At 71.6% G+C, this 9503-nt stretch carries 9 protein-coding genes; 3 read left to right on the top strand and 6 right to left on the bottom strand.

Features of this window, described 5'->3' with window-relative positions; translation table 11 throughout:
- Positions 1-72 precede the first annotated feature (72 nt).
- Together ABZ749_RS20915 and ABZ749_RS20910 are read right to left on the bottom strand one after the other, a co-directional pair.
- Entirely contained in the window at positions 73-303 is a 231-nt protein-coding gene (locus tag ABZ749_RS20915; RefSeq protein ID WP_354942245.1) for a DUF2188 domain-containing protein, read from the bottom strand.
- 72 nt (positions 304-375) lie between these two features.
- Entirely contained in the window at positions 376-1035 is a 660-nt protein-coding gene (locus ABZ749_RS20910; protein WP_357230097.1) for a M23 family metallopeptidase, read from the bottom strand.
- Between the two features lie 122 nt (positions 1036-1157).
- Between ABZ749_RS20910 and ABZ749_RS20905 the strand changes: the two genes are divergently transcribed.
- The 3 genes from ABZ749_RS20905 to ABZ749_RS20895 are packed head-to-tail and all read left to right on the top strand — an operon-like array spanning position 1158 to position 4894.
- Positions 1158-3599, top strand: a complete 2442-nt coding sequence (locus ABZ749_RS20905) for a PEP/pyruvate-binding domain-containing protein (RefSeq protein WP_357230095.1) — start codon at positions 1158-1160, stop codon at positions 3597-3599.
- Positions 3596-4261, top strand: coding sequence for a hypothetical protein (locus ABZ749_RS20900; RefSeq protein ID WP_357230093.1), 666 nt, complete (start codon positions 3596-3598; stop codon positions 4259-4261). Before ABZ749_RS20905 ends, ABZ749_RS20900 begins: the two co-directional genes overlap by 4 nt.
- Positions 4262-4312: 51 nt before the next feature.
- The gene (locus ABZ749_RS20895; protein WP_357230091.1) at positions 4313-4894 is read left to right on the top strand and encodes a TetR family transcriptional regulator; all 582 of its coding nucleotides are present in this window, start codon (positions 4313-4315) and stop codon (positions 4892-4894) included.
- A 23-nt stretch (positions 4895-4917) separates the two neighbouring features.
- Here ABZ749_RS20895 and ABZ749_RS20890 read toward each other — a convergent pair whose 3' ends face one another.
- The 4 genes from ABZ749_RS20890 to ABZ749_RS20875 all read right to left on the bottom strand — a co-directional run.
- Positions 4918-6291, bottom strand: a complete 1374-nt coding sequence (locus tag ABZ749_RS20890; RefSeq protein WP_357230089.1) for an N-acetylmuramoyl-L-alanine amidase — start codon at positions 6289-6291, stop codon at positions 4918-4920.
- Between the two features lie 66 nt (positions 6292-6357).
- Positions 6358-7521, bottom strand: a complete 1164-nt coding sequence (locus ABZ749_RS20885) for a peptidoglycan DD-metalloendopeptidase family protein (RefSeq protein ID WP_357230087.1) — start codon at positions 7519-7521, stop codon at positions 6358-6360.
- Positions 7522-7673: 152 nt separating this feature from the next.
- Positions 7674-9035, bottom strand: a complete 1362-nt coding sequence (locus ABZ749_RS20880; RefSeq protein ID WP_357230085.1) for a hypothetical protein — start codon at positions 9033-9035, stop codon at positions 7674-7676.
- 14 nt (positions 9036-9049) lie between these two features.
- The coding region (locus ABZ749_RS20875; RefSeq protein WP_357230083.1) for an alkaline phosphatase D family protein at positions 9050-9503 on the bottom strand (454 nt) is incomplete at its 5' end.

Below are 9503 nucleotides of genomic sequence, written 5' to 3'. Positions count from 1 at the left end.
GGCTCGGCGCCCAGAAACGCACCGACCTCCTCGGCATGGCCGAGGAGGTCGGTGCGCCGGGGCTGGGAGCTGTCAGCCCTCGATGTCGCGGGGGTCACGGCTGCGGGGGTAGGTGTTCTTCTCCCCGATCGTGCCGTCCTGCTTCTTGATCACGTGTTCGACACCGCGGTCGGCCGCCATCTCGCGGCCCTGAGCCTGCGCATCGGCCTTCACGTCATGCGTGCTGGTGGCCCGCTCGTGGCCCTCCGGCTTGTTCTTCCACTGCCCGTCCTCGTGGTACGTGTCGACGTCACCCTTGGCCATGGCCGGCTCCTCCCTGCGTCGGAACTGTCTCCCGAATCAGTGCCCCCAGCCGTGCGGAGCAAACCGGATTCCTCAGGAGACGACCGGGCAGTTGTTGCTCACCCGCCGGAGGATCTGTTCGCGTTCGTCGGTGGTGATGCCCGACGGCGCGCCGTCGAAGTGGGTCTCGACCTTCTCCCATCCGCGGCGCTGCTCGTAGTGCAGGTGCGGCGCGCCGGAGTTGCCGGTGCTGCCGAGCCGTCCGATCTGGTCACCCTGGGCCACCTTCTGGCCGACGGTGACCAGTGGTGGTTCGAGCATGTGCAGGTACTGCGTCTCCCACTTGCCGCCGTGGTCGATCTTCACCCAGTAGCCGCCGCCCCGCCCCCGCGGGCCTTCCGGGTTCTCCGGGTTGCGGCCGCCCAGCGAGCCGTTGATGCCCGCCACTGTGACAGTGCCGGCGTACGACGCGAGCACCGGCCGCCCCCACGTCTCGCCCTCGACCGGGAAGAAGTCGACGTCGTAGTCGTCGTGACCGGGGTAGGTGCTGAGCTGCCACGTCTCGCCGCAGGTCACCGGCATCTGGAAGAGCGGGCGCGGACCGGCCGGTCGCAGCATCGGCACCGCGACCGCCGCGACACCCACGAGGGCCGCCACCGCGACGAACGCGAGCAGGATGCGGATGGCACGGCTTCGAGGGCGGCGGTGGGAGCGGGATCTGGTGGGGCGACCGGTCGTCACCGGGCCGAGCATGGCAGATCCGGGCAACCTCCCGGCTCCGAGGTGGCACCCCCACAGCCGTGACATTGCACTCGAATCGCAAACGAGATACCGTCAGATGCAATGCAGTTGTATTGCAACGAGAGTGAGCTCCCATGCACGTGATCGCATTGGCCGAGGTGACCGCCGCCATGACCGCCCTGGTCGGGGGCAAGGCGGCCGGGCTGGGCGAGCTGATCCGGCACGGCGAACAGGTCCCCGACGGCTTCTGCGTCACCACCGAGGCACACCGACTCGGCGTCGTCCCCACCGCGGAGGTCGTCGCCGCGTACCAGCGGCTCGGCGCGGGCCCGGTGGCGGTGCGCTCCAGCGCGACCGCCGAGGACCTCCCGGACGCGAGCTTCGCCGGGCAGCAGGACACCGTCCTCGACGTCACCGGCACCGACGAGCTGATCGCCGCCATCGAGAAATGCTGGGCTTCGCTGCACAGCGACCGGGCGACCGCCTACCGCGACGCCCGCGGCATCGAATCCCAGACAGTGCGGATGGGCGTCGTCGTGCAGCGCATGGTCAGACCCACTGTTGCGGGAGTGCTGTTCACCGCGAACCCGCTGACCGGGCGCCGCGACGAGATGGCCGTCGACGCCGCCGCCGGCCTCGGCACCACAGTGGTGGACGGCGCAGCCGCCGTCGACCACTACATTCTCGACGACGTCACGCGCGCCGAGGCCGGATGCCTGACGTCCCCGCAACTGGCCCGCCTCCGCGCCACGGGCGAGCGGTTGCAGGCCCACTTCGGCTGCCCACAGGATGTCGAGTGGGCGATCGACGCGGAGGACGTGCTGTGGCTCCTCCAGTCCCGGCCGATCACCAGCCTGTTCCCCGCCCCACCGTCCAGCGAGAAGCCCCTCCCCCGCGTCTACCTGGAGTTCGGACACGTCCAGGGCATGCTGCAACCGGTCACCCCGATGGGCATGTCGACCCTGCGCAGGCAGATCGCCGCGATGCTCGCCGCGCTCGGGGTACGTGTCGAGATCGTCGACATCGGGGGTCGCCTCTACGGCGACCTGACCGACCTCGCCCGCGACCGGTCGTCCCGCAAGCGGCTGGTGAAGCTCCTGGCTGTCGACTTCGGGCCGCGCGCCCAGGCGGTGATGCAGCACGTGCTGGCGGATCCCCGGTTCGCCCCGACCAACGGCGGCGACCGGCGCGGTGGGGCATCGGGAGCCGCGTCGCTGCGGACGGCCCGTCGCGCGGTGGCGGGGATCCTGCGGGCGCTGGCCCGTCCCGAGGCCGCGCGGACCCGGATGTTCGAGGCGATCGAGCAGCTGAGGGTGAGCTCAGCCGCCCCCGCCGACCTGCGTACCACCGGTGACCGGCTGCGCTTCGTGCAGGAGCAGGACGCCGACGCCGACGACACCGCCGACGCGATCATGTGGCCGATCGTCGCCGGGATGCTCGCCGCCGCCCTGCCGACCGCGCTGCTCAAGGGCGTCGCCGGCCCGGACGAGATCCACACCGTGCTGGGCGGCATGCCGCACAACGTCACCATCGAGATGGACCTGGCCCTGTGGCGGCTCGCCCAGGGCGTGGGCGAGCACCGCCGGCTTCTCCTCGACACCCCGCCGGTCGAGTTGGCCGCACGCCACCTGCACGGGACGCTGCCCGACATCGGCATGGCGGCCTTCCTGGACGTCTACGGTCACCGGGGCGTCGCCGAGGTCGACCTCGGGGTGCCGCGTTGGGCGGAGGACCCCACGCCGGTCTTCGCCGCGGTCGCCAACTACCTGCGGGTGACCGATCCGCAACAGGGTCCCGACCAGCGCTTCCAACGGGCCGCCTCAGCGGCGGAGACAGCGCTGGAGGAGTTGGTCACCCGAGCTCGCCGACGGCGGCCGGTGCGGGGCCGGCTCGCCGGTTTCCTGTTGCGCCGCGCGCGATCGTTGGCCGGCCTGCGCGAGGCCGGCAAGTTCGCCGGGCTGTACCCGCTGCGCGAGACCCGTCGCCAACTGCTGCTCATCGGCGCCGACCTGCACAACCACGGGTTGCTGGAGCAGCCCGACGACATCATGTTCCTGACCCTCGACGAGGTGCACACCGCCGTACACCAGGGTGTTGATCTGCGCGGCACCGTCACCGCCCGGCGGGCGGTGCACCGCCGGGAGCTGCGGCGTCGGACCGTGCCGGTGGCACTGCTCTCCGACGGTACGGATGTCGAGACCGTCCTGCCGGCGGCATCGACCGGCGACGGGACGCTCGCCGGAGTGGGCGCGTCGGCGGGCCGGGTGACCGGCCCCGCCCGGGTCGTGCACGACCCGGGCACCGCCCACGTCGAGCCCGGCGAGGTCCTGGTGGCCGCGACCACGGACCCCGGCTGGACCCCGCTGTTCCTCACCGCGGCGGCGCTGGTCACCGAAACCGGCGCGATCATGGCGCACGGCCCGACAGTGGCCCGTGAGTACGGCATTCCCGCCGTCATCTGCGTGCCGGACGCCACCCGGACCATCACCACCGGGCAGCTCGTCACGGTGGACGGCGGTGCCGGAACCGTCACGCCGCACGGACCGTCGACCCCCGAGCGAGTAGGACGACCATGACCGACACGACGACACCGACCAGGGCGCGGGTGGGCCCGCTGCTGCGTCGGGCGGCCGAGGCCGAGGCCGCGACGTGGCGCAGCCTGTACGTGTGGGCGCGGCGTCGTCCACTGCCGCTGGGGCCCGGCGACGAGCCGTTCGGCTACCTCGGCGTGGTCAAGCCGATCCTGGGCATCTTCATCGGCCTGTCGGTCGTGGAGATCCCGATCTTCGACGTGGTGGTCACCCACGTGGTGCCGTGGCGGCCCGCCCGCTGGATCGTTCTGGGCCTCGGCATCTGGGGTCTGCTCTGGATGATCGGCCTGTTCGCCAGCATGACGATCCACCCCCACGTCGTGGGCGACCGGGGCCTGCGGGTGCGGCTCAGCTCGGGCATCGACATCTGGATCCCGTGGACGGACGTCGAGGCGCTGCGCAAGCGCTACCGTTCGCTGCCGTCGAGCAGATCCGTGCAGGTCGAGCAGGAGGGCGACCGGCGGGTGGTGTCCATCTCGGTCGGCAGCCAGACCAGCATCGACGTCCTGCTGCGCCGGCCGCTGACCTTCGACCTGCCGAGGGCCGGGTCCACGCCGGTGAACGAGCTGCGACTGTACGCCGACGACCCGGACGGCCTGCTGCGCAGCGCGCGGGGCACTCCGGTGAGCCAGACCGTCAGCCGGTGACCACCGCGCTGGCGGAGTCTCCGGGCCACCCACTGTGAAACGATCGAGGCCATGCCCAAGAAGGTCGATCACCAGGAGCGACGCACCCTCATCGCGGACGCGCTGATGCGGGTCGCCGCGGATCAGGGCCTGGAGGCCGTCAGCCTTCGACACGTGGCCGCCGAGGCCGGGGTCTCGGCGGGGATGGTCCAGCACTACTTCCGGACCAAGGACGAGATGATGGCCTTCGCGTTGAGTGTGGTGCGGGAGCGCAGCCAGAGCCGGGTCACCGAGGCCGTGGCACAGCTGGGCGAGACCCCGTCACCTCGACTGCTGCTGCGTACGATGCTCGCCGCGCTGCTGCCGCTCGACGAAGGCACCCGCGACAACGGGCGGGTGGCGCTCGCGTTCCTCGCCTACACGGCGGTGCGACCGTCGGCCGCGCCCAGCCTGCACGAGGACACCGCGCAGTTCACCGGGTTCATCGCCAGCGTCCTGCCCGACCGGCACGGCGTCGCCGCCGCGGCCGGCCTGCTGGCGCTGATGGAGGGGCTCGGTGTCTACCTGCTGGGCGGGCAGTACACCGCCGAACAGGCGCTGGGCGCGCTGGACGCCCAGCTGGACCTGCTCTTCGGCTCGTCGGCGGCCGCCTGAGCGTTCGTGGTCGTACCGCGCCCTCAGCAGCGCGGCACGTTCGGGATGTACCCGTCGTAGCCGGTCAGCACGAAGGCGTCGGAGACGTAGCGGTTGGTGCCGATCCGATTCCAGACGGCAGTCGTGCCGTACGGGCCGGTGACCGTGCTGCCGACGGCCTGGCAGTAGACGGCGACGGTGGCGCCGTCGGCGACCGAGCCGACGACCGGATAGCTGGCGCCGGGGCCGGAGCGCACGTTGAGGCTGGACGCCTCGGTGGTCACCGTGCCGGAGCCGATGCCGGTGATTCCATTCACCAGCTGCATGTAGTAGTTCCAGTTCCAGTTCGGGCCCGGGTCGGTGTGGGTGGCACCGGGCACCTCACTGTGGGCGATGATGTGCGCCCTGTCCCGGGGAATGCCGTACTTCGTGGCGAGGCTGCGGGTGAGCGCGGCCGAGGCGCGGTACATCGCGTCGGTGAACCAGGCGGGGTTGTCGATGAACCCCTCGTGCTCGATGCCGATCGACCCGGTGTTGTAGGTCCAGTTGCCGGCATGCCAGGCGATGTCCTTCTCCCGCACCGACTGGGTGACGGCCCCGTCGGAGGAGCGGAAGGTGTAGTGCGCGCTGGCCTGGGCGGCCGGGTTCTGGAACCAGCTGACGGCGCCGGCGTACGAGCCCTGCGTCAGGTGGATCACGATGCGGGTGACCGGGTGACTGCCCGGTCGACTGGCCACCGTGTAGTTGCTCGTGCTGGCCGGCGCCCACGCGGCCGGCCCGTAGTCGGTGCTCAAGGTGCCGATCCCGCCGAGCACGGCGGCCCGCTCCAGGCCACCCCGCCGGGGCGCGACCGGTCGCCCAGCCACCGCCTCACCGCGCTCGGTGAACCCGGTCCGCAGCAGGTCGTAGACGGTGTCGGCGTAGAGCCGCGCGACCGACGCCTCGCTGGCGCCGCCGTACCGGGCTACCGCTCCGTACCAACCGTTCACGTCGTCGCGCGTCGCGGCGGTGAGGCCGGCCTGATCGGCGTACGAGCGCAGCACGGCTGCCGCCCCGAGCACGTTCGCCGCGGGTTCGGTCCGCAGCGCGGCCGGACTGAGCCGGGTGAGCGCGGCAGCCTCGTCCAGGGTGCGTATTCCGGGGGCGCTCGCCAGGTGCATCAGCCCGTGACCGCCCGCCGCGCTTGGTGTGCGGGCGTGCATGTCGAGCCGCGACTCGGCGTACCCCAGTGCCACCAGCAGGTCGCGTGGCACGTCGTACCGCGCGGCGGCGGTGTCGAACGCGACGGCGAGCGGGGCGGCCGGCGCTGACGTTCCACCGGGGTCGGCGACAGCCGGTGACGCGACCGCGACGACTCCGGTCAGGGCGGTGGTCAGGGCGAGCAGGAGTCGGCCCCGGTGGAAGGTGCGAACGGACATGAGCCCTCCTTGCGGTGACTGCGGGTTGGCGGCCGGTGAGCCGCCAACCCGCAGGGATGGACCTCGTCAGCACCAGCCGTTGATCGGACCGTTCACACCGGTCGACAGGTAGGCGTCGGACACCCAACTGCCGTCGCTCAACCTGTTCCAGAGCGCCGTGGTGCCGTACCGGCCGGTGTGGGAGGTGCCGTTGGCGGAGCAGGAGATGGTGACCGTTGCTCCGTCGGCCACCGAGCCCAGCGAGCCGTAGCCGGTCCCCGGCCCGGCACGTCGGGTGAGCACCCCGCCGCTGTTCGCGTCGACGACCCCCTGGTTGAAGCCGAGCGCGCCGTAGTTGTACAGGCCGCCGCCGGCACCGGCCCAGGCCGACCCGTGCCGCGCCCCGCCCTGGTACGCGGCGGCGCCGTTGGCCAGTACCCACTTGCCGATGTCGTGGCCGGCGATCGGCACGTACGCGCTGTTCTGCCGGAGCCCGAAGTGGACGTGCCGGCCGTAGGCGGCTCCGCCGCAGGTGACGTCGGTGCCGGTGTTGCCCAGGACGGCGCCCTGGCCGACGCTGGCGCCGTTGACGGAGATGCTGTTCCACAGGTGGTAGTAGTCGGTCGAGTAGCCCCGGTCGTGAATGACCCGGATCCACCCCTGACACATCGTGTACGCCGCCCCGGCGCGGGCGGCGCGGACCACCTGGTCGCCACCGGCCAGGTCGACCGAGCTGTACGGCGACTCGGTTCCACCCCAGCCGTGCGGGCCGCTGGTGAGCGTCCACGTCTGGCCCACACCGAACGGCAGGGCCATTCCGGTCCGGTAGTCCCCGCCCGCGTACATCGGGGTGGGGGTTGTGGTGAGCACGCTTCTCTCCTGGCTTGTCATCAGGGGCGACTCGGCGGCCAGCGCACCGAAGGTGGCCTCGCCGTCGAAGGCGATGCGCCACCCGGCGGGCTCGGACCGGGCGATGAAGATCGACCCGGTCGGGTGGGCGTCCTTCTGTCGGGGCGCGAGCGCGACGGCGGTGCCGAACGCCCACCGGCCGCTGGTGCGGCTGACGGTGATTCGGGTCTCCGGTTGGGCATCGGCGGCGGACAGCTCGGCGGTGCCGAGCAGTTTGGCGGTCACGGCACTGGTGAGCGTGGGGGTCACGGCCGCGGCGGCACTGGGCGCGGCGCCGATCAGGCTCGTGACCGTCATCAGGGCCGCGGCGACGCCGCCGGCCAATCGTCGACCGTGTTTCATCGTGCCCTCACTTCCGACGGGTCCAGGCCGGAGCGATGGGGCACCCGCGGCCACCAGGGGTTGAGGTACTGCGGGTTGACCAGGGGCTATCGCACGACCACGGAGACGGACATAAATATTGATGACGATTGTTGTGTAGCAAAAAGTCGAAGTCAACGCCCCAACCGAAGGTTTTCTTCATCGTCTGATTCCGCGCGGTCGTCTGCTGCCCTGGTGCCCCGCGCCTTCAGACGGCGCAGCTCGTCGGCGGACATCAGCCAGGTGGAGTTCGTCGTACCCAGGCCGAGGAGCACCTGGTCGAAGGTGTTGCCGTCGTTGTCGTCGGTGTAGCAGACGCTCACCTCGCCCCAGGGCGACGCGGCGACGGCGAAGTGCTCCTGGCGACCCGTCGTGGTCTGGCTCAGCGCCTGGGCCGCCAGCCGGCCGGTGGACGTGCCGTCCGGGTTGAGGCCACGGGCCCAGACGTCCGGGTTGACGCCGGACACCGTCCAACCCACCACCACGTTGTCCTGGTCGTCGATGCCGACCCCCGGAGCGATGGCACCGGTTCCGGTGGAGACCGGAACCTCGTCGTGCCGGGCCGTGCCCGCGGCGGTGAACGATCGGGCCCAGACACCCCGGGTGCCGGTGTGGTCGGATTCCCACCCGACAGTGAAGTCACCGGCGAAGTTCGCCGCCACCGAGGCCCGCTGCTGCTGCCCGCCGCTCTGCGCGTTGGCCGTCCGCCGCGACAGCGCCACGGCACCGTTGGACCGGGCCAGCCGGGTCAGCCCGATGTTGTACGAGCCGTTGGCGTCGGCGTCCTCGTCCCAGACCACCACCGCCTCGCCGGAGGCGGACACCGCAACGTCGGGACGGTGGTGCGTGCCCGTCGTCTGCGAGGCGGTCACCTCGTACGCCTTGGTGGTGGCGGCGGTGAAGCCGGCGGCCTTGACGGTGGCGGGAGCGGTGCCCTGCACGTCCTCCCAGACCACTGTGAAGCCGACGGCGGCGGCGTTGGTGGGCGCGCCGTCCGGGTCGACCGCGACCTTCGGCCAGATCTGCTGCCCGGCGTCGCTGGCATTGACCTGCCCCGAGCCGAGCACCGCGCCGGCCGGCGACACCACCCGGTACTGGATGTTGTAGACGCCGTTGCCGTCGCCGTCGGCGGCCCAGACCACCACGGCGTTGCCCCGGTCGTCGAGCCCGACGTCGGGGCTGAGGTGCCGCCAGGCGGCCCCGCTGGTTCCCCCGGTCGAGAGCTTCAGCTCGTACGCCGGTGTGCCGTCGCGGAACAGCCGCAGGTAGATCTCGCTGTGGGTGTCGTCCTCCGGTGCGGTGCTGTCCCGGTCGTCCTCCCAGACCACGGCGACGTGGCCGTTGCGGTTCATGGCGATGGACGGCAGGTCCTGGTCGCCGGTGGCGACGCTGTTCGCGGTGGTCCAGGTGACCGCCTCGGCGGTCATGGCGGTCGGGCCGGGAACCACGTTCGGGATCAGCAGGGACGCGGTGAGCAGTGCGGTGATCGCGGTCATGGTGGCTCTCTTCCTTAGCCGGCCTGCAGGCCGGGCTGGCCGTCGAGGATGACGAACGAGCGCACCGTGGACGCCGCCGCGCCGTGCTCGGTCACTGTGTTCACCGCGCGGAAGTCCGCGCGGACCTGGCTGCGGGTGATGGTGGTACGGACGTAGCCACGCCGGTCCGAGTAGAACTTCAGGTGCGGATTGGCCGCCGCGTTCGGGACCGTGGTGCTGCCGCTGCCGTTGCCGGTCGAGCTGATCGAGGTGCAGACCAGCTCGGTGCCGACCGTCGCCGAGGAGGGGTTGGCGTAGTCGGCCTTGAGATCGTTGGCCCACGAACGGTGCACGTCGCCGGTGAGCACCAGGGGGTTGCGCACCCCACGCTGCTGCCACCCGCCCTGGATGCGGCTGCGGGAGGCCCGGTAGCCGTCCCACGCGTCCATGCTCGCCGCCCCGTTCGCGTCGAGCTGCTGGGCGAAGAAG

It is taken from the genome of Micromonospora sp. NPDC047753 (assembly GCF_040642735.1).
Classification (GTDB): Bacteria; Actinomycetota; Actinomycetes; order Mycobacteriales; family Micromonosporaceae; genus Micromonospora.
This window is presented reverse-complemented; position numbering and strand designations above follow the sequence as displayed.